The 18926-nt window shown below is 55.0% G+C and carries 17 protein-coding genes and 1 riboswitch; of the genes, 4 read left to right on the top strand and 13 right to left on the bottom strand.

Going from position 1 to position 18926, the window contains the following annotated elements; genetic code table 11:
• The 4 genes from IGW04_RS23965 to IGW04_RS23950 all read right to left on the bottom strand — a co-directional run.
• A partial coding sequence (locus IGW04_RS23965) for a hypothetical protein (RefSeq protein ID WP_194715620.1) occupies positions 1-127 on the bottom strand: 127 nt, incomplete at its 3' end.
• Positions 128-175: 48 nt separating this feature from the next.
• Positions 176-293, bottom strand: a riboswitch (TPP riboswitch).
• Positions 294-336: 43 nt separating this feature from the next.
• Positions 337-1647, bottom strand: a complete 1311-nt coding sequence (locus IGW04_RS23960; protein ID WP_194715619.1) for a D-amino acid dehydrogenase — start codon at positions 1645-1647, stop codon at positions 337-339.
• Between the two features lie 26 nt (positions 1648-1673).
• Positions 1674-2699: a YeiH family protein gene (locus tag IGW04_RS23955; protein WP_194715618.1), complete on the bottom strand. Its 1026-nt coding sequence runs from the start codon at positions 2697-2699 to the stop codon at positions 1674-1676.
• 671 nt (positions 2700-3370) lie between these two features.
• Positions 3371-4249: a LysR substrate-binding domain-containing protein gene (locus IGW04_RS23950; RefSeq protein ID WP_194715617.1), complete on the bottom strand. Its 879-nt coding sequence runs from the start codon at positions 4247-4249 to the stop codon at positions 3371-3373.
• A gap of 242 nt (positions 4250-4491) precedes the next feature.
• Here IGW04_RS23950 and IGW04_RS23945 point away from each other — a divergent pair, with 242 nt between their 5' ends.
• Complete coding sequence (locus IGW04_RS23945; RefSeq protein WP_194715616.1) at positions 4492-5505, top strand: porin; 1014 nt, start codon at positions 4492-4494, stop codon at positions 5503-5505.
• A 253-nt stretch (positions 5506-5758) separates the two neighbouring features.
• On the opposite strand, the gene IGW04_RS23940 is transcribed toward IGW04_RS23945, so the two are convergent.
• The 9 genes from IGW04_RS23940 to IGW04_RS23900 all read right to left on the bottom strand — a co-directional run bounded on the left by IGW04_RS23940 (position 5759) and on the right by IGW04_RS23900 (position 16151).
• Entirely contained in the window at positions 5759-6493 is a 735-nt protein-coding gene (locus IGW04_RS23940) for an aspartate/glutamate racemase family protein (RefSeq protein ID WP_323744901.1), read from the bottom strand.
• Between the two features lie 28 nt (positions 6494-6521).
• Positions 6522-7493, bottom strand: a complete 972-nt coding sequence (locus tag IGW04_RS23935) for a CobW family GTP-binding protein (protein ID WP_194715615.1) — start codon at positions 7491-7493, stop codon at positions 6522-6524.
• Positions 7490-9130, bottom strand: coding sequence for an amidohydrolase (locus IGW04_RS23930; RefSeq protein ID WP_194715614.1), 1641 nt, complete (start codon positions 9128-9130; stop codon positions 7490-7492). Before IGW04_RS23930 ends, IGW04_RS23935 begins: the two co-directional genes overlap by 4 nt.
• A gap of 32 nt (positions 9131-9162) precedes the next feature.
• Positions 9163-10179 carry an ABC transporter ATP-binding protein gene (locus IGW04_RS23925; RefSeq protein ID WP_194715613.1) on the bottom strand — a complete coding sequence of 339 codons (1017 nt, stop codon included), beginning with the start codon at positions 10177-10179 and terminating at the stop codon, positions 9163-9165.
• A complete protein-coding gene (locus IGW04_RS23920) occupies positions 10176-11177 on the bottom strand; it encodes an ABC transporter ATP-binding protein (RefSeq protein WP_194715612.1) in 1002 nt (333 codons plus the stop codon). Before IGW04_RS23920 ends, IGW04_RS23925 begins: the two co-directional genes overlap by 4 nt.
• A complete protein-coding gene (locus IGW04_RS23915) occupies positions 11177-12103 on the bottom strand; it encodes an ABC transporter permease (protein ID WP_194715611.1) in 927 nt (308 codons plus the stop codon). The genes IGW04_RS23920 and IGW04_RS23915 overlap by 1 nt, the downstream gene beginning before the upstream one ends.
• 2 nt (positions 12104-12105) lie before the next feature.
• Positions 12106-13077 (bottom strand): ABC transporter permease, encoded by a 972-nt coding sequence (locus tag IGW04_RS23910; RefSeq protein WP_194715610.1) that lies wholly within the window; start codon positions 13075-13077, stop codon positions 12106-12108.
• Between the two features lie 112 nt (positions 13078-13189).
• Complete coding sequence (locus tag IGW04_RS23905; protein WP_228527358.1) at positions 13190-14812, bottom strand: ABC transporter substrate-binding protein; 1623 nt, start codon at positions 14810-14812, stop codon at positions 13190-13192.
• Between the two features lie 121 nt (positions 14813-14933).
• Positions 14934-16151, bottom strand: coding sequence for a cyanate transporter (locus IGW04_RS23900; protein WP_194715609.1), 1218 nt, complete (start codon positions 16149-16151; stop codon positions 14934-14936).
• A gap of 298 nt (positions 16152-16449) precedes the next feature.
• On the opposite strand from IGW04_RS23900, the gene IGW04_RS23895 reads away from it, so the two are divergent.
• From IGW04_RS23895 to IGW04_RS23885, 3 genes are all read left to right on the top strand, one after another.
• Positions 16450-16971 (top strand): hypothetical protein, encoded by a 522-nt coding sequence (locus IGW04_RS23895; RefSeq protein WP_194715608.1) that lies wholly within the window; start codon positions 16450-16452, stop codon positions 16969-16971.
• A gap of 81 nt (positions 16972-17052) precedes the next feature.
• On the top strand, positions 17053-17271 hold the full coding sequence (locus IGW04_RS23890; RefSeq protein WP_194715607.1) for a hypothetical protein: 219 nt from the start codon (positions 17053-17055) through the stop codon (positions 17269-17271).
• Positions 17272-17414: 143 nt separating this feature from the next.
• Entirely contained in the window at positions 17415-18803 is a 1389-nt protein-coding gene (locus tag IGW04_RS23885) for a putative bifunctional diguanylate cyclase/phosphodiesterase (RefSeq protein WP_194715606.1), read from the top strand.
• The last annotated feature ends 123 nt before the right edge of the window (positions 18804-18926 follow it).

Below are 18926 nucleotides of genomic sequence, written 5' to 3'. Positions count from 1 at the left end.
CGCGCATCGGCACGCGGATGTCCGGGCGCGAGCCTTCGACATAGACCTTGCGGGAATTGGGCAGCGGCTGGACTGCGGCTTCGTCCACCTGGGCGGTGGCGGCGAGAAAGTGCGGATTGGCGTTCATATGGCTCCTTGGCGAAAACTAAGAAGCGAAGGAGCAAGGGAAAGATGGCGCGCATTCCAATTGCTTCCCTTCGCTGGCATTATCCAGATCAGGTTTAAGGGTATTTCTCACCCGGCAGTTGCCTGATTAAAAAACATCAGATATGCCAGGACCCCTAGCGTTGCCGGCAGACCGTTCCCGGTGTGCCGGCGCTAATAGTATTAAGTCATCTATGCTGTGCTCGTCTGCATCCCCGGTCTTGGGCGGCCACGAGGCATCCCTGTGAAAGCGAAATCGACCTCGGGCTCGCGGCCGCTGACGATATCGGCAATCGCTCGTCCGGATCCGCAACCCATAGTCCAGCCCAGCGTCCCATGTCCGGTATTAACGAAGATGTTGCTGAACCGGGTTTTGCCGATATAAGGGACATTTGAGGGCGTGAGCGGACGCAGGCCCGACCAGTATGCAGGCGTATCGTAATCGCAGGCATTGGGGAAGAGTTCGCTTACGCGGCGCGTGATTGCCTGGCATCGGGCGTCGTTCAATTCCCTCGTATAGCCATTGAGTTCACAGGTGCCAGCCACGCGCAGCCGGTCGCCCAGTCGTGAAAATACCAGCTTGAAGCCATCGTCAGTGAGCGACACGGTTGGCGTGGCATGCGGATCAGTGATCCGATAGGTCGCCGAATAACCCTTGCCGGGATAAATGTGCAGATGAATGCCGAGCGGCTTGAGCAGCGGCGCGGAAAAGCTCCCGGCCGCCACGACGTAAGCATCTGCGCGCAGAATCTCATGCCGTCCCCGGGGGTCGATAATCTCCACGCCGCCGGCCCTTGCATCCGCGCCATCGCTTTCAGTTACAAGACGAGTGACCATCGTGTTGAATCGGAAGTCCACGCCCGCCGCAGCGGCCCTCGCTGCCAGCGCAGTAGTGAATCGATGGACGTCGCCGGATTCATCCGTCGACGTGAAATCGCCACCGACGATTTTTTTCCGAAGATGTGCCAGCGCCGGCTCCACGCGAATCACGCCATCCGCGTCAAGTGAATTCCGCGGACATCCCAGTTCGCGCATTAGCGCAGCAGCATGCTGCGATTTGCGAAACTCTTGTTCATCCGTATAGAAGTGCAGGATGCCGCGCTGCTGGGCATCATAAGCGATTCCTGTTTCACTTCGAACTGCTTGCAGGGTTTGGCGGCTATATTCGGCGATCGACACGATTTGTCGAATGTTTTCAGCGACGCGCCCCGGCATGCATTCTCGCAAAAATCGCAAGCACCAGCTCCACTGTTGCAGGTCCCACCGCAAGCGCAGCAGAAGCGGGGCATCCTCCCGTCCCGCCCATTTCAGCACCTTCAGGATTGTTGCGGGATTTGCCCATGGTTCAGCATGCGATACCGAGATCTGGCCGCCGTTTGCATAGCTGGTTTCCATCGCCGGCCCCGGTTGACGGTCCAATACAGTCACATCGTGTCCGCCTTTCATCAGGAACCAGGCAGACGCCGTACCGATGATGCCCGAGCCGAGAACGATGACTTTCATGGAAGTTCCTCACAGGGTTGCTAAACTCAGCGGCTCAACAGCAGTGAGCAAGCGACAAACATTGCGATCCAGACGGTCTCCATCGCCAGCATGAACACTGGACGCCATCCCAGCGACGCTAGTGATTGAAAGGACGTCTTTACACCAAGGGCGGCAATGGCAGTGACCAGGCATGCACGGGAGGCATCGTTGATCAAGCTGGTCGCCTGGTGTGGAATGACCCCGACGCTGTTGGCCGTCACCAGCCAGACGAAGCCGATCAGGAAGAACGGAACCAGTGGAGGCGCGCCAACTTCCGTTTTGCCATTCCTGTTTTTAAAGAGTATGGCAACGATCAATACAACGGGTACGAGACAGGCAACCCGCGTGAGCTTGACGAACGTGGCGACATCCCCGGTGTGGTTGGAGATCAGGTAACCGGCGCCGACGACCTGAGCAACGTCATGGATAGTGCCGCCAATGAATACTCCCGCTTCGGTCATGTCGAGGCCAAGTAGATTGACCACCAGTGGATAGACGATCATTGCCAGTGTCGACAGCGTTGTCACGCCAACCACCGTTAGCAGAGTAAATTTTTCATTCTCTTTGGTTTGGGGAAGCACCGCTGAAATAGCGAGTGCAGCCGATGCGCCGCAGATTGCCACCGAGCCGCCCGATAACAGTCCTTCGGTGACAGGGCGCTTGAGCCACCGCGCCAGCAGATATCCAAAACAAAGTGTTGTGATAAGCGCGCAGATGACGGTAGCGAGCGGTGCGATACCGATAGAAGCGATCTGTCCAAACGTAATGCGTACGCCCAGTAGCGCAACCCCTGTCCGCAGCAAGACTTTTGAACAGAACTCAATGCCGGGCTGAGCGGTCGGGTCTTTCGCCAGGAAGTGAAATGCAAGGCCAAAAAACAAGGCATAGAGCAATTGCGGCCCGCCGTAACTGTTTGATATGAAAGTGGCGGACAGCGCGATGGTCGTCGCCACTGCGATCCCTGGCCAGTTTCGTCTTACAGATTGCGGACGCCAGATTGCAATGGTCGATGAAAGATAAGGTATGTTCATATTGGAGGGCCGCGAAGTGAACAAACGAAAGGTTGCATGAGACAAATATCCGTCTTATACGGAAATCGGTACAGTGCGTCTCGGTTTTTATAATACACTAGGAGCGCCAATTTTGTCGCAATTTTCTTATTTCGGAACAAAATATTCCGTAAAGTGAATTTAATATTATCTTTGCGGGCCGAGTGGTACTTCTGACAGTCCTGTCAAACCATTCATATAACAATCAGGAAATGAACATTTGTCACTTTAATTGTATATTTGGCTACGTTTCATCAGATTAAAGAGCGATGCATTCATCACAAACCAGGCTCGGAGCCGGGATAATGGTCACCTTTGTCCGTCCAATCTTCCTGGATCAAGATCTCAGGCATGTTGGCGGTAGCTGATTAAGGGCAGTCATTAATTCCACCATGAGTGTCCCGCCTGGTGGATGTTATGCACCTCGGAAGGCGCCTGGATATTGCCGCAACCGGCCAGGTGCAGGAGGACCACAGGCACCGCCCGAGATCCATAACAGCCATTTGACGCCCGAACAGCGGCCTGATCCGCCAGCTGCCGATGCCTTCTTGCCAGCCATGCTAGCCGTCCCTATCGTGGCCGACAGCACTGACGATGCCCGGGGACGGGTCATCGACTCCTCTCACAATCGCAGCTAACGTTTGTTGAGGAAGTCAAAGCCATCCAACGTCACAACCGTCCTGCAGCGTCTGGCATAAGGTATATAAGCAATCGGATAACTGCTTTACCGTGGTGCGGGCATCCTCACGACAATGTAACGCCAACTCGATCGTATTAATGGCAACAAGGCCCGTTTCCGGCCCGAGAAGTCGGTGCGTTTCCTTTACCGCACGGGCTGGCAACACGCTAATGCCTAATCCGTTTGCCACTGCTGACTGAATGCTCGCCAAGCTCGTGCTGCAATAGCTGATGCGCCATCGGCGCCCACAAGAGCTTAGCCTTGACATCATTTCATCCCGATATAGTCCATGAAGCGGGAATACGACCAGCGGAACGGGATCCCGCTCCAGTGCAGGAAATTTTTGGCTGTCTATCCAGCAAAGACGCTCCGGCCACGAAGCAACGCACTTTTTGCTTCCAACCTTTTGCTTCACAAGAATGATGTCCAATTCCTGCAGTTCATAAGCGTGCTGCAGGCGCGCGCTGAGGTCTGATGTGACGTCCAGCCGAACATGCGGCCTGTTCCGTGAGAAATCAGCCAGCACATGGGTCAGCACGTCAGCGGCGAAATCTTCTGGCACGCCGAGCCGGATCACGCCCTCACGCAAGTTATTAGCAAGGACATCGCAGGCCTCGTCATTGAGCTTCAGGATGCGTCGCGCATAGCCAAGCAAACGCTCCCCCTCCTCAGTCAGCACAACGATCCTGTTGCTCCTGTCTAGCAGGATTGATCCCGTACTTTCTTCCAGCCGCTGAATCTGCTGGCTAACTGTAGATTGCGTGCGATGCAAGCGCTCAGCCGCACGGGTAAAGCCGCCGCTTTCGGCCACACAGATAAATGTTCTCAATAAGTCAAGGTCAAGGTTGCGCATGATAAGGCGAGACATTCATAGGATGAATCGAATCAATCTTCGCATTTAATTTCACAAGTATTCGTGATCAACCTATTCTCGTCATCACCAATTTGGACGAACGGTCCTGGGTATCGAAACACTCAGATAGTACGGGACCACTGTGCTTTGTGATGATTCTTGCACACGTCAAGTGGTTACGCATTCGCTGCTAGATCAGCCAACCAAGAAAGGGTTTCACCCTTCCAGCCGGAGACAACACTATGAAAAAAATGCTTGCATTTACTGCTATCTTAAGCGCGGCCAGCTTCCCTGCGCTTGCACAGTCTAGCATGACGATTTATGGAATAAACGACATTGGCATCTCTCACGAAAAAAATGGGGCCGCCGCCGGCTCGTCCACCCGGATGGATAGCGGCATCCAATCTGGAAGCCGGCTGGGGTTTAAGGGTGTGGAACCCCTTGGCGGCGGTCTTGCCGCAATCTTCACCTTGGAGAATGGATTCAACGGCGACAGCGGGTCGCTTGGGCAAGGCGGTCTGCTGTTCGGTCGCCAGGCGTGGGTCGGCCTAAGCGGCAATTTCGGGACCGTCAAGCTCGGCCGTCAGAACACGCCGTTATTTGCGACGCTATTTACCATCGATCCATTTGAAACCGGACTGGCAGGCGATCAGTCAAGGATCTTTTCGGCGGGTGGCTTCCGGATGAACAATACGATCAATTATGCTACTCCCTCATTCAACGGGTTGTCTGCGCAGTTCGCCTATGGCATCAGAGAGTTATCGGCAAACTCCACTTCGGCGCGCCAGACCGGGTTCTCGGGACAGTATGCGTCGGGGCCTTTGCTTGCCGTAGTCACCTATCACAATGCGAGCAACCCCGCAGTCATGGGCGGCTCTACAAGCACCACCTTGCTTGCGACAACTTACAACTTCGGGCTGGCAAAGCTCCATGCCGCGTTTGCCGTCAACAAAGGGAATACACAGGCAGGCGACACGGTGCAGGACACGCGTGATGCCATGTTGGGAGTATCAGTGCTCGCCGGAAGCGGGACCGTCATCGCCTCATACATCCGCAAGAACGATAGACGAATTGCTGACGGCAACGCCACGCAGCTAGCGATAGGTTACGTGCACCCGCTGTCGAAGCGGACAAACCTGTACACGTCTTACGCCCGCACCACCAATGAGACAGCGGCACGCTATAACATCGATCAGACCGCGCCGTCCGGAACCTCAGGCAACCTGTTCAATGTCGGTATCCGGCATAAATTTTGATCGACATGCGGCATGGGTGCGCTCGATAGCGAGCTAGCCCAGTCCGGCGCGAGCAGCATGCCCAGCAGCGCGTTTTCCCCAACCGAAGCCGGTTGGGCGGGAACTGGCCCGGGCTGCAGTCACCGTTCCATGCAGCAGTGGACAGCCCTTGAATGCGGCGCCATCACGTCTGGCATCATCATTTGGAACCAGGCTGTGGACTGCCCGGTGGCAGTGAAAATGCAAGCCGGCCGGGCCGGCTTGCATATCGGCGTTAAGAAACGGCGAAGTCCTTCATCAGTCCAGAGTAGGCCTTTGGGAGAGGCGCAGCCCATTCACCGCGCTTGCTGGTTTTCAGACCGAGCTGGACAAGGCTCTCGACAAGCTTTATTGCGGCCGACACGCCATCGATGACCGTGATGCCGAGATCATTTTCAATACTGCTGCATAAGTCGGCCATTCCGGCGCAGCCAAGCACGATGCTGTCGATTTTATCTTCGTTCATCGCTCGGCGGCATTCAGCGAGAATTACTTGATAGGCAGTCGATCCGGTATCTTCCAGGTCAAGTACATTCAGTTCGCAGCTTCGAATGGCGCGGCAGAAGCGCCGCATGCCATATCGGTCGCTCAAATCCCATGCGATCCCGCAGGTGCGCTCCAGTGTCGTGACGATGCCAAATCCGTTCCCGATCATGCTGGCGACATGCATGGCGGCTTCTGCGATACCGATCACCGGGCCACGTGCCGCTTCGCGCGCCGCGAAGAGTCCAGGGTCGCCGAAGCATGCGATTACATAGCCATCGACACGTTCCGCCTCTCCGCGTCGGATCTCTTCCAACACTCCAGGGACGCTCAGAGCTTCGTCATAATGGCTTTCGATTGATGCCGGACCCATCATGGGGGACACTGCTGAAATCTCAGTCCCCGGAGCCGCAGCGCGGCGCGCGCACTCCCCAATCTTTCGGGTCATGCTGTGAGTCGTATTCGGATTAATGACCTTGATTTTCATGTTTTTCAGATTTTCAAAAGTTGAGCGGTCAGTCGGCTGCGCCCGCCCGTAGCGCAAGCGCGGAGAGAAACTGGTCGACTACCACTTCTTCCTGGCAGCGTTGCTGTGAGATAAAGACCAGCTGGGACGCAGGCGCAGCGGATCCCCAGGATGGCCCGTCGCTAAGGGACCAGCGCTTGCCGACAAGCTGGAACACGGTTTTCCGGGATGGATTTTCAACCGTGTATAAAATCCCCTTTGCGCGAATGATTGCTCTGGGCAGCGAAGCAATGACCGCCTCGAGTTCCTTCAGATGGAACGGTTCGTCAGTGCAGAGTGACCATGATCGATAAAGACTGGCATGGCGATGTGTTGGATGCAGGTCGGCAGGGACTATGTCAGCTGACAGCATGTGTGCGCCCCCGATGCCGAGCAATATGGCTGGGTCCACAATTCCATTGATGCTGTCCACGACGTTGGCATCCGGCGCTGTGGTCGCAAGCCAGGCATGCAACTGGGCTCGTCCGTCCGTGCCCGCCAGATCCATTTTATTCAGTACGATCACATCGGCGGCACAGAGTTGACGAAGCACCGTATCACCCACGTACTTGTCCGTGCTCTGCTCACGCACCAATTCTGCATCTGCGAGGGTGATGATGCTATCGAGCTTAAATGCGTCACTCGACATGCCGATCTGTGCAATGTTCCATGGATCAGATACGCCGCTCGCCTCGATGATCAGATGTTCGGGCTGGTCGGGCCGCTGTAGAAGATCGAGGAGGGTAGCCATCAAGCTGTCGCCGATAGTGCAGCACATGCATCCATTGGCCAAGCTGATCGTCTCCCCGTCTTGCGCGACGATCAGTTCCTTGTCAATGTTAATGCTGCCGAAATCATTGACGATAACGGCGACCCGGCGCCCGGATTGGCAAGATAGCACGTGATTTAGCAGCGTCGTTTTACCCGCGCCGAGGAAACCGCTGACGATGGTCAGCGGAATAGCCGCTTGTGGGGAATTCATAGCTGAGGGGCGGCAAACACAGTGCCGCCTAACACCGTTCCCCACACGGGTATATCCCTCAGGTCATCCGGGGGCACCAAAGTCGGATCCTGCTCTAGCACTGCGAAGTCCGCTCTCTTGCCTACTTCGATGCTGCCAATCTCATGTTCCAGCTTGAGAGTGTAGGCCGCGCCAAGCGTTACGGCATGCAAGGCATCGGATATGGAAATCCGTTCCGCTTCGCCGAGCACACGCCCGGATGCGGTCTTGCGATTGATTGCACACCAGGCGCTGAAGAGGGGCCCGATAGGCGAAATGGGTGCATCGGAATGCAAAGCGTAATGGACACCGCTAGATTGCGCGGTACCTGCAGCATCCATTCGTCTCGCGCGGTCTGGCCCGATCGTAGTCGAGTAATGCGCGTCACCCCAGTAATACACATGGTTGATGAACAGATTGGCACATACGCCGAGCCGCGCCATGCGTTGAAACTGGAAGGCATCCGCCATTTGGCAATGCTGCAAAGTATGGCGATGGTCCCGCCACGGGTGCTCTGTCAGTATCTTGTCAAGCGAATCCAATGTCACATCAGTAGCTTCATCACCATTGGTATGAATGTGCGCTTGTACACCGGCCTTGTGGTAGACCGATAGAATTTGCGTCAATTGTTGCGGTGCGACCATCCATAGCCCGTTAGGCTTGCCATTGAAGTAGCCCGGCCATCGAAGGCGCGCAGTAAATCCCTGGATCGAGCCATCGACCGCAACTTTGACTGCTCCGAACCGGAGCTTGTCCGTATTCATTTTTTCGAGTTTTTTGATCAGCGCGACACCTTCTTCCGGAGATTGGTATCGTGCGCCCACGGCTGGCACAATCCGGATCGGGAAGTCCTGGTCAGACGTAACCGCCGTCAAGTTGGCGAGATTCAAAGGCGTTATCTCGGTGAGAAGATCTGCCGCAGTAGTAACGCCCGCAAGCTGAGCAACACGACCGAAGTTCCAGATTCCAGCCTTTTCGTGCGCAGCGGCGAAGAATGCGTTGCCGATGATTCTGAATACCATGAACATGGCTGCAAAGGTTTGCAGTTCGCCGGTAGGGTTACCTTCGGCATCGCGGGCTATGCCATCAACAGCAGACGCTGCGCTGATCCCCGCGGCTTTCAGCATCGAACTGTTGACCGTCATCACAATGCCGCTGGTATGCAGCACGGCGATTGGGCGTGACGGCGATACGCGGTCGAGGTCGGCGGCCGACAGGCGCGGTCCTTCAATAAAAATTGGATCGAAGCCCCAGGCGAGAAGAGCCTGCTGAGGATCGTGCAGTTCCTGTTCGGCTGCGCAGAGCCTTTCGGCAACCGCGTCGAATGACTTTAAGCCTTTCCACAGACGGCCGTCCGGGCCGCGGCGATCATAAAAACCGATATAGGCAAAATTCCAGATGCCGCCTTCCTGGATATGACTGTGGCCTTCCACCATGCCGGGCATCAAGACCTTTTGATCGAACCGGTTGTCGAGGTGATACTCGCCCCAGCCCTTCAGATCATCGAGAGTGCCCACACCAAGGATGCGCCCCTCCCGCACTGCCACATGAGTCGCCACCGGCTGGCGGGGATTCATGGTCAGGATTTTTTTTGCTGAAAAAATTGTTGTGTTTGCCATTTTGAAGTCAGTAAGGTAGACAAGGAAGCGAACTACAGGTAAAGACGTGGATGTGGCGTTGCGCCGGTGTCGTCGATGAGATGGCAGGCGACCTCCCTGCCTAGCGGGCCGACGGCGCGCAACTCCGGGGCGCGCTCCCTGCAGCGCGACACGGCAAATGGGCAGCGCGGCGCAAATCGACAGCCTGGGGGCGGGTCAATTGGATTCGGCGGATCACCTTTGAGCTGGATGCGCGTACCCACGCGCGTACGCGACCCGCCCAATGCGGGAACGGCTGACATCAGCGCCCAGCTGTAGGGATGGAGCGGATGGTCGAAGAAGGCATGCCTCGGCGCTCTTTCAACAATGCGTCCCATATACATGACGGCAATCTCGTCGCACATGTGTTCCACGACAGCCATGTCATGCGAGATAAAGAGATAGGTTAAGCCCATCTCTTTTTGAAGCTTTTGCAGCAGGTTGAGGGTCTGCGCCCGCACCGCCACATCAAGCGCGGATACCGGCTCGTCGCAGATGACCAGGTCAGGCTTTGAAGCCAGTGCACGGGCAATGTTGATGCGTTGACGCTGTCCACCGGAGAATTGGTGGGGAAACAGATGCTGCTGCTCGGGGCGCAGGCCTACGCTGCGGAAGAGTGCCGCCACCCGTTCGTCGCGCTCGGCGGGTAACCCTATGTTCATCTGATCAAGCGGCGCGCGCACTGCGGCACCGACCCGGACACGCGGATTGAGGGAAGAGTAGGGGTCCTGAAAAATAATTTGCAGGTTCCGGCGCACCCTGCGCAGATTCGTGCCTTCCAGATGAGTTATTTCCTGGTTGGCCATTGCGACCGAGCCGGAAGTGATCGGCGCGAGCCGCATGATCGATAGCGCGGTGGTGGTTTTGCCTGATCCGCTTTCTCCCACGATGGCCAGCGTCGTGCCGCGCCGCACCTTGAATGACACCCCATCTACAGCATGCACCACGGAAGGCTTCGCAAACAGGCTTCCTTGCCGTCGAAAATGGACCTTCAGATCTTTTACAACAAGCAATGTCTCATTGTGCGTCATGTTTCAACCTCCTCTTTTGCATGCAGCCAGCAGGCTGCATGGTGATTTGAGCCGACGTTTATCGTGGGCGGCATGTGGTCGTCGCAGCGTCTCTCGCGCGAACTGCATCGGGCCGCGAAGGGACATCCCTGGTTCAGTTCCCAGAGCGATGGCACCATTCCAGGGATCTCCGGCAGGGGCTTGCGTGCGTCGAGGCTGTCGGGATCAAGTTTCGGAATGCAGGCGATCAAGCCGCGTGTGTAGGGATGCTGCGGATTCGACAAGATATCGCGCGTGTAACCGGACTCAATAGTTCGCCCGCCGTACATCACCACGACACGGTCCGTCATTTCGGCAATCACCCCCATGTCGTGGGTGATCAGCATGATGGCGGTCCGGGTCTTATCTTTTAGATTACGCAACAAATCAAAGATTTGCGCTTGCACGGTGACGTCCAGCGCAGTCGTCGGTTCGTCGGCGATCAACACGCTCGGCTGACAGGCCAATGCCATTGCGATCATTACGCGTTGGCGCATGCCCCCGGATATCTGGTGCGGGTATTCGTCGACTCTGTATTCGGCGCCGGGGATGCCGACAGCGCGCAACATCTCGATGGAACGAAGGCGAGCCTCTGCAGCGCTGATGCCAAGATGAAGTATCAAGGTTTCGCTGATCTGATCACCGATAGTGAATACCGGATTGAGAGATGTCATGGGCTCCTGGAAGATCATCGAAATCTCGTTGCCGCGCAGCTCGCGCATGCGACGTGAGGTAGCCTTGGTCAGGTCTTCCCCTTTGAACATGATTCGACCGCTGCTAACGTGGCCTGGCGGCGAGGGTATCAGCCCCATGATCGCAAGCGAGGTGATGCTCTTGCCACACCCGGACTCACCAACAATGCCAAGAATCTCCCCCTGTGCGAGGGTAAAGCTCACGTCATTGAGAACAGTCGCCTTGCCGCGTTTGGTGGAAAATTCAACCTTGAGGCCGCAGACCTCAAGCACATTTTCGTTGTTCATTAGCGCTCCCTCAGTTTGGGATTCAGGGCATCGTTAAGCCCATCTCCGATAAGGCTTACCGACAGCACAGTGACGAATATGGCAACACCCGGGAAGGTTACCGGCCACCATGCTTCGAGGATATGGTCGCGGCTGGCGCCAATCATCAGCCCCCAGCTCATGGAATTCGGATCGCCCAAGCCGAGGAAATCCAGTCCGGCAGAGAACAGGATGGCAACACCGACGCTCATCGTGGCAGACACAATGAGGGGGGCAAGCGCGTTTGGCAGGATGACGCACCAAATGATCCGCTGGTTTTTCGAACCGATCGCCCGTTCGGCGGTGACGAACTCCATCTGCTTCAACTTGAGGAACTCGCCCCGCGTCAGTCGGGCCACGCCTGGCCAGCTTACCGCGCCAATCGCCAGTGCAATCGTAGTAAGCGTTGGAGAGAACAGGGTAACAAACACCATCGCAAACAGCAGCGCGGGAAGAACCTGAAAAAATTCCGTCACCCGCATGAGCACTTCATCAATCATGCCGCCGTAGTAGCCAGCGTAGGCGCCAAGTGAAATACCGATGAATATGCTCAGCAAGGCAGCGGTGGCGCCGACGGCCAGTGTTGCACGCCCGCCGTACAGAATGCCGACTAGCACATCGCGTCCGAGATAATCGGTGCCCATCCACAATCCTTCTTCCAATGTGGGCGGTGTGAGGGGAGCAGATACAATCGAGAACGGGTCCGCATCACACAGCACTGGTCCAAGGAAGGCGATAAGGAGTATTAGTGCAAGAAAAATGACGCCACATATTGCCGAATAGTTCCGGCAAAACATCCTTGCGGAGTCGACTATTGGATGCGGCGCCTTCACTTTGAGAGGGGCTGCAGCCTTGGTCCCGGCAGCAGATCCGCCGGCGTCTATCATGGGGGTTTGAACTTGATTCATGATTACCTCTTGATGCGTGGGTCGGCGATGCGATAGCACACGTCCGTAAGCTGGTTTGCAAGGACGACCATGCAGGCAGACAGAAACAGGATGCCAAGGATCGTCGGCGTGTCGCGGCGAAGAATGGATTCAAAGGCGAGGCGGCCTAGTCCGGGCCAATTGAATACGGTTTCAACAAGAATTGCGCCCGCGAACAGATTCCCGAAATGCAGGCCTGTGATGGTAATTATCGGCAGCAACGCATTGCGCAGGGCATGCTTGTAAAACACCGTCGTTTCACTTAATCCCTTGGAACGCGCGGTGCGGACGAAATCCGAACCCAGTACGTCCAGCATGCTGGCGCGCGCCATCCGGCTGAATTGGGCGAGATAAATGATTCCCAATGTCAGCGCTGGCAACACAAGGTGATGGGCGACGTCGAGCGCATGGGCCATGACACCGCCGTCCTGAACTGCGGCCTGCATTCCGGAAGTCGGAAAAATTGGAAATACGGAAGCAAACAGGATCACCAAAATGATGCCGGTCCAGAAAACCGGAGCGGCATACCCGACCAGTGAAATGACATTGATGGCTTGGCTCAGTAAACCATTCGGACGGCGGGATGCCAGCACGCCTAGCAAAGTGCCGACCACGAGTGAAAATACCAGGGATGTAATGACCAGCAACAATGTTGCCGGCACTCGCTGAAGAATTAGGTCGGTGACAGGCAGGTTGAAATAGTAGGAGTGACCAAGGTCACCGCTGGCAAAGTGGCTGAGATAAACGCCGAGTTGATGCAGCAGACTTTGATCGAGGCCATATGCGTGACGCAGTTGCGTACGCAGTTCTTCGGTCATGCCACCCATCGCCCCTGCGAGCGTTTCGACTGGATCTCCAGGCGCAAAGTGGATCAACAGGAAATTGAGTACGATGACCGCGAGCACGAGTATCAGTGCAGCCGCTAGCCGCTGTAAGAGAAATTTAATGGATTGCATGGTCGCTCTTGATTGGACGAAAGATAATGATGCGTACGACGGACCGCCCCATAGCTCACCGGCTTGGAGCAGCCGGCCTGACGGTCCATCGTAGTGCAGCTGCGCAATGCCCTTATTTTGCGGCTTGGTCCCGATAGACCTCGTCCAGAGGGGCCAGCATTCCCCAGATCGTGGTCGGCGGATTTCGAAGCGACTTGTTGTATGCGGTGTGGTATGGGATCACGCTGATCCATGCCACGGGCACGTCTTCGGTGACGATCTTTTGGAATTCCGCATAGTCGCTCTTTCGCTTGACCGGGTCCATTTCGCTGGCAGCGTGCGCCAGTAAGCTGTCGACTTTCGGATTGCTATAGGATTGGGTGTTCGACCAGATGATATTGCGGATATTGGAGGACAGATAGGTACGATGCACCCCGATCACTGGGTCGCCCCAATTGAATACCGCATCCATCGTCATGTCGAAGTCATGCGCGGCGATGCGGTTGGTCCAGGTTGCAAGGTCTGGCGACGCACGCACTTCCACAATGACGCCAATTTTCTTCAACTGTGATTTCAGGTATTCGGCAATGTTTTTCTGGCTTTCGTTTGCCCCAGGCGGGTAGTCAATCGTTACTGTAAATCTCTTGCCGCTCGCATCGCGCTTGTAGCCGGCGGCGTCCAGCATCTCTTCCGATTTTTTCAGGTCGACATCGTACTTCGCGACATCGGCCGAATAGAACGGCGTGCCCTGCACGATCGGTCCCGTAGCCGGGATTGACAAGCCAGCCTGGAGTGATTTTGAAATAAATTTCCGGTCGATTGCATATGAAATTGCCTGGCGTACCGGACGTTCAGACAGCGGCTTGCGCTTCATGTTGAATGCAACCCAGCTCAACGGTCCGATGCCGGAATATCCCTCAGCAGTCACCGCCATTTGCGGCATCTTTGCAAGGCGCTGAATGTCCCGCGCATTTTCCAAGTAACCGATCATCTGAACGTCGCCCCGTTCAGCCGCAATCATCACGTTCGACGTATCCGGATTATTGCTGTAAATAATACGGTCGAGATAGGGGCGGCCCGGGATGAAGAATTTATTGAAACGCTCGAGGATGACGTGCTGGCCGGGCTTGAATTCGACCAGCTTGTACGGACCGCTCCCAACCACACCGACTGAATTGGCTGGATGCGACTTGACATCCTTGCCATCGCCATAAATATGCTTTGGAATGATCGGCACAAGCGCCGGGGTTGACAGTGCTAGCGGCAGTGCTGGATGCGGCGTGCTCAAACGGATTATTACGGTGGAAACATCCGGAGTCTCGACGCGCGTCACTGGGGCAAGCATAGTCTGAAACGGGTGATTTTCCTTCACCGTCATTATGGAGAATGCGACGTCGGCGGAGGTGATGGGCTTTCCGTCGTGAAAGCTTGCATTGTTCACCAGTTTCAAGGTCATCGAAAGCCCGTCCGGCGACATTGACCAGCTTTCGGCAAGATAGGGCAGGAGGTTCCATTTCCCATCGGCGCGCAACAGGCTTGCAAACAACTGACTTCCAGGAGCGCCGGTCGAATTGCCGGATTGAACGGCAGGATTCAAATGGCGCGGAGCCTGAAAGGTGGCGATGGTTAAAGTGCCGCCGCTCGTCGGTTGTGCTGCGAATGCGGTTTGCCCGGCGCATAAGGCTATCGCGAGCATGGCAGCCGCGGGTTTGAAATACTGACGGCGTTTAAGCGCCGTCGCAATATGATGCAGCATGGTTTGTCTCCTTGAGTGGTCTAGTTGAAGATGCTGGTGCTTGTTGCCCGCACATAACGGTTTGTTGACTGGCCTTATTGCTCCAATCGCGTCGTATACGTCGTGGTCCCGCTTATGTTTTTCATTCCACGCCGCCCATGGCTTGTTGATGCGTTTTCGGATCGAATTTAAGAGTGATGATGGAAAGGATTGCGACTGAGGCCGCCAACACGCTCCATGCGGCGTGAAAGCTGCCGGTCATGTCGCGAAGCAGCGCTGTCACGAACGGAGGAAGCGCCGCGATCATGAAGCCGGCGCCTTGTACGAAGGCTGCGAGTTCCCCAGCACGCTGGGCCTGCTTCACGTGGTCCAGCGCCAGGATCAGGCAGAGTGAAAAGGTGCCTCCCAATCCAAAACCGAGCGTCGCAACCCAAAGCCAGGCGAAATGGCCTGGGCTGAGAATCATGCCGGTGTAGCCAATGAATTGTGCAAGCAAGCCCGACATCAGCCATGGCCGGCGGTCGACGCTGCGCCTCGCCATGAACGGCAGGACAAGCGCGGCGACAACCTGCATTGCCGTCATGAAGCCAAGCAGGGTGCCAGTTTGCTGTCTTGTCCAATGATGCTCTGCATAGAACGCCGGGAGCCAGGCGACCATGGTGGTGTAGCCGCCGTTGATCCAGCCGAAATGAATAGCCAGCAGCCAAGCACGTGGGGTTTTATAGAAACGTGGATGCGCCAGTTGACGTGCTCCGAGCAAAGGTGTCGGAATCCGCGTGATGCGCCACCATAGGAGCGCACAGGCTGCAGGGAGAGCCCAGACAGCAAGGCCGGCATGCCAGTCTCCAAGGCGCTGTGCGGTCCATGGTGACAATACCGCGCCCAAGCCGCCTCCGCCCATTAGAGCGGCGGAATACATGCCTATGACGGAAGAAGTACGCTTGCCGTAATTGTGCTTGATGATGCCTGGCATGAGCGCCTGGATAATCGCCACGCCGAATCCTGCGACTAAGGAGCTTAGGATGAGGCCGGCTACAGTATCTGCATAAAATCGGTATGCGCACGCTGCACCGATCGCGCCTAACCCTGTGGCAATCCAGGTGCGTGTTTGCACAATGCCCTGCAACTGCCTGCTCACCAGGCCGACGGTACCCATCATCAGCACGGGGAGTGTCGTCAGCAGTGAAGCAGCTGGATAGGTCATTCCAGTCGAGCTCTGTATATCAGGCAGTAGGGGGCTTAGCGAAGTCAACAGTGGCCGCAGGTTCAATGCCACCATGACAATCAAGCACAACCATGCCAGGCTTGTTGTGCGGCCGTCCGACTGCGCGACCGCGGGCGCTCTAGCCGTGCCCGCCATGAGAGAAAAGGCGTCGCCTCCTTTTGTCAAGGTAGGGATTGGCTCTACAGCATCTGGTTTCATTCGCGACCTGACCTTCGATTTGCATGGAAGCGAGAATAGGGCGGCGCTCATAGATTTGGAAATTAAATAGTTCGATGTTTTTCATTCATTTATCGAATGCTCAGATCATGTAAAGACAAGCCACAAAGTTGTTAAAAGCCAAACTCTGAGAAGCTTTCAACCAGGTTGCTCATACCTATTGATAAAGAATGGAACAAAATGTCTCGTTTGTCGATAAATATTTGACTTGCTCGTCATGCTGGCCTACTATGTTTTAAAACTGGGTCATGCAAATAAAGAAACCATGAGTCAATCACTCTGTCGAGCGAACCACGGCGTGCCGATGTTCTTTCGTGGACACCCCTTCTCTGCAGGAGGGCAATCCGGTGGCGGCTTACGACAATGCTCTTGGCAATCGGGCATTACCAAGAAGGGCAGGCTAGTTGAACAGCAGAAGTTCTCCGGAACGACAGCCGGGTTGAGTTTTACAGCGAATGGACTTTCCGGGCAGCCTGGAAGCTGGCACGCGATCGAGGCGCACAGGGCCGTTCAGGATAGGTTCGTGCTTGGCGGGGCGCTGAAGAAAGGTGCCAAACTGCAAAAGGACGACGCCATAGTAGAGCCAGTCGGCGGAGGGTTCCCTGGTGAACCGGCGCCTCGATGCTTACGGCTTTCACGATGTGCGCATGCCGAAAAAAGCAGAGGTTTAGCTGGACGATTTAGAAATTTTTTACTATTGATGCGTCAGTCAATGACTCGCGGCCTGCCTTCGGCCTGATGCATCTGTTTATCCAATCTTCCCGGCACGATCGGTCCCGAGAAGGAATGTATTAGTCACAGCGGCAAAACGGACAACATCATGGATCGCATTATTCAGCCTACCAAAAGTCAAGTCAGGGATTGGTTGCTCAATCGCCGAATCAATCCAGGACCTTTGCCTGACCACAAAAGTATTTGTCGAGACCTCGGCTGGATCGTTGTCCCGAAAACTGGGCAGCCAGGGGTAGCCATCGACAGCGGCTTCGGCGTATCAGCAGAAATTGTCACGAAAAACAAGACTATCCTTGTCAAGGAATGATTTTCGCGGATTCTTCTTCCAGAACCTTTCTTAATTTCGAGCCAAACAAGTCCGCATTTTAAAATTCATATATTGCATCCACGTTGGCATCAATGGCTATTCATTATTCAATACTAGTGTAGTCGATACGCAGGGAGGCGGTCATGCAAAGGTTCGATCCCCGGTTCTTATTTTTTATCACCGCCTTGCTGAGCCTTTTGTCTTTTATAATTCTTTTCGTCGTCATCCGGCGAAACTTCCCCCGATCAATAGCTGGTGTTTCGGAATGGGGATGGGCATGCGGCTTAATGACAGTCGCAGCCACCTTGTTCATCACAAGAGGAATATTTCCCGCGGGCATATTTACCAATCTTACGCAATTACTTGCCAACGCTGCGTTCTTCTTCGCTTTCTGGAAGATGTATATCAGCCTCCTTCAGTTTGCTGGCCGTGCTCCAATAAACCGAAACCTGTTGTATGCGATCCTGGTTGCAATTTTTCTGTTGGCCTGGTTCAGTTTTATCGACAGCTTCTATAGCGCAAGAGTAGCAGTGGCAATGGCCACGATCGCTCTGTTGTGCTTTGCGTGTGCACAGATCATTTTAAAAATGAGATACACAGGCATTACCGAGAATTTCATGCTCGTTGTTTTTGTATTGTTGGGAGCCGTATCCGTCGCGCGCCTTGGCGCCACCATTATTGGCGAGGAAAAAACGCACTTTCTCGAAAACGCCTCCTTATCCCAGATTGCGTACTTTGCAGTTCAATCAATTTCGATCGTGGCAGTGACTGTCGGCTTTATGTTGATGATCAGCCGTAGGCTAAGCGAGACGCTTGGATATCTGGCCTCACGGGGCGAATTTAACAAATTCCAAAGTGACGAGAGATTGGATATGCAGCGGGCATTGCACCAAGCGGTCAAAAATAATGAATTAATTATGTACTACCAGCCAAGGACCGACGTAAAGTCGGGGGCTGTAATAGGATTAGAAGCTCTGGTTAGATGGAATCATCCCGTCTTTGGACTGATTGGCCCTGGCCAGTTTATTGCGCTGTGTGAAGAAACCAATGCGATGCAGCCACTTGGAACTTGGGTACTTGAACATGCAGTCGAATTTTTAAATCGATTGCATGGAGATGTTCGGCCAGGAGTTCATGTTTCGGTGAATGTAAGCGCTCGGCAATTCAATAGTCCCGAATTGATCTCTGATCTTGAAAGAATATTGAAGAATGCAATTTTTCCTACTGATCAGCTGGAACTGGAATTGACCGAAAGCGCACTTCTTCAAGATCCAGACGGTGCCGAAGGTGCGATGAGGCAAATGAAGAAGATGGGGGTCTTGCTAGCCGTGGACGACTTTGGCACCGGATATTCATCTCTGTCCTATTTGAAACGCTTGCCCATTGATTGCATGAAGATTGATTATTCCTTCATGAAGGGTATTCCAGGTGACTCAAACGATGTGGCCATAGTGCGGGCCATTATTGCCATGGGGCACGCACTCGGTTTAAAAGTGGTGGCTGAAGGCGTTGAAACTCAAGAACAACTGTAAGCGCCTGGCGAACTCACCTTGTGACAGCCGGGGCAGATAGGGATGATCGTGTCCACCTATGTTAAGTGGACACCTCATGACAGAACCAATCTCGACGACAGTACGTCGGCGCCGCCATAGCGC

It is taken from the genome of Noviherbaspirillum soli, assembly GCF_015352955.1.
Taxonomy (GTDB): domain Bacteria; phylum Pseudomonadota; class Gammaproteobacteria; order Burkholderiales; family Burkholderiaceae_D; genus Noviherbaspirillum_A; species Noviherbaspirillum_A soli.
Note: the sequence above shows the minus strand (reverse complement) of the source record. Positions and strands in the feature narration are given on the sequence as shown.